Source organism: Bacillus sp. MUM 13, assembly GCF_001866725.1.
Taxonomy (GTDB): Bacteria; Bacillota; Bacilli; order Bacillales; family DSM-1321; genus Peribacillus.
In genome coordinates this window covers 1-1,383 of record NZ_MLYQ01000165.1, presented here as the reverse complement: position 1 = coordinate 1,383, position 1,383 = coordinate 1, and the positions used below count along the sequence as shown (strand labels likewise).

The following is a 1,383-nucleotide window of genomic DNA, read 5'->3' as shown; positions in this document are numbered from 1 at the left end:
TGTACTGCACCCCAAATGTTAGACACCATCTAACAGTTGGAGGTGCAGTTTTTATATGGTTAAGTTTACTGCCCATGATAAATTACAAGCGGTCAATCGTTATCTAAACGGGAATGAGAGTTCACATGAAATAGCTAAATCTTTAGGGACTAATCATCAAGCCATTCTTAAATGGATTAAACAATATGAATACAATGGCGAAGACGCTTTTATAAAGTCATATACAAAGCATACACAACAGTTTAAACTGGATGTACTAAATTTTATGATTGAAAATGGTACATCCTTAAACGAAACGGCAGCGATTTTTAAAATACTTGCCCCTTCCACAATCAGTGTGTGGAGAAAACAGTTCGAAACACAAGGAATGGATGCCCTTCAATCAAAGAAAAGGGGGCGTCCATCCTTGAAAAAAGAATCTGATCATCATTCAAAACAATCACTTGTTGAAGGTTCCAGAGAAGCACTCGAAGCACGTATAAAACATTTGGAAATGGAGAATGAGTATTTAAAAAAGTTGAATGCCTTAGTTCAAAACAAAGAAAAATCACCAAACAAGACAAAGCGCAAGTAGTCTATGAATTAAGGCTTACATATCCGGTGAAAGCACTTGTACGACTCGCGGGCATTCCGCGCAGTACTTACTATGATTTAGTGAGACGTATAAATCTACCAGACCCAGACGCTGATTTAAAAGTTGAAGTAAAAGCAATTTATGAAGAAAATGAGGGGCGTTATGGGTATCGCCGTATTCGTGATGAGCTGGTCGATCGTGGACAAAAGGTAAATCATAAAAAAGTGCAGCGTATTATGAAAGAGCTTGGCTTGAAATGCTTAGTACGTATGAAAAAATATAAATCTTACAAAGGCACAGTGGGGAAAATTGCGCCCAATATTTTAGACCGCCAATTTACGGCAGACGCGCCAAATGAAAAATGGGTAACTGACATTACGGAGTTTAAATTATTCGGCGAGAAACTTTATTTATCACCCGTTTTAGATTTATTTAACGGGGAGATTATCACGTATACGATTGGTTCCAGACCAACCTATTCACTTGTTTCAGGCATGTTGGAGAAGGCCTTTGAACGTTTACCTGAGAACAATCAGCTACTCATGCATTCCGACCAAGGGTGGCATTATCAGATGAAGCAATATCGTCACGCTCTTGAATCAAGAGGGATTGTCCAAAGTATGTCTCGAAAGGGAAACTGTTACGACAACTCTGTCATGGAGAATTTCTTTGGAATTATGAAATCTGAACTCCTCTACTTGAAGGAGTTTGAGAGTGTTGATCATTTTAAAAGAGAATTACAGCAATATATCAATTACTATAATACTAAACGGATTAAGGCAAAATTAAAAATGAGTCCGGTACAATAC

Annotated in this window: 1 protein-coding gene; it reads left to right on the top strand. The window is 37.7% G+C overall.

Annotated elements, in window-relative coordinates; all coding sequences use genetic code 11:
• Positions 1–55: 55 nt before the first annotated feature.
• Positions 56–1,383 (top strand): IS3 family transposase gene (locus tag BIV59_RS23130; RefSeq protein WP_139194446.1). Its coding sequence is split into 2 segments (ribosomal slippage), with 1,329 coding nucleotides annotated over them: positions 56–509 and positions 509–1,383; the frame shifts between segments, so codons are not numbered across the junction. This gene is flagged as partial in the annotation.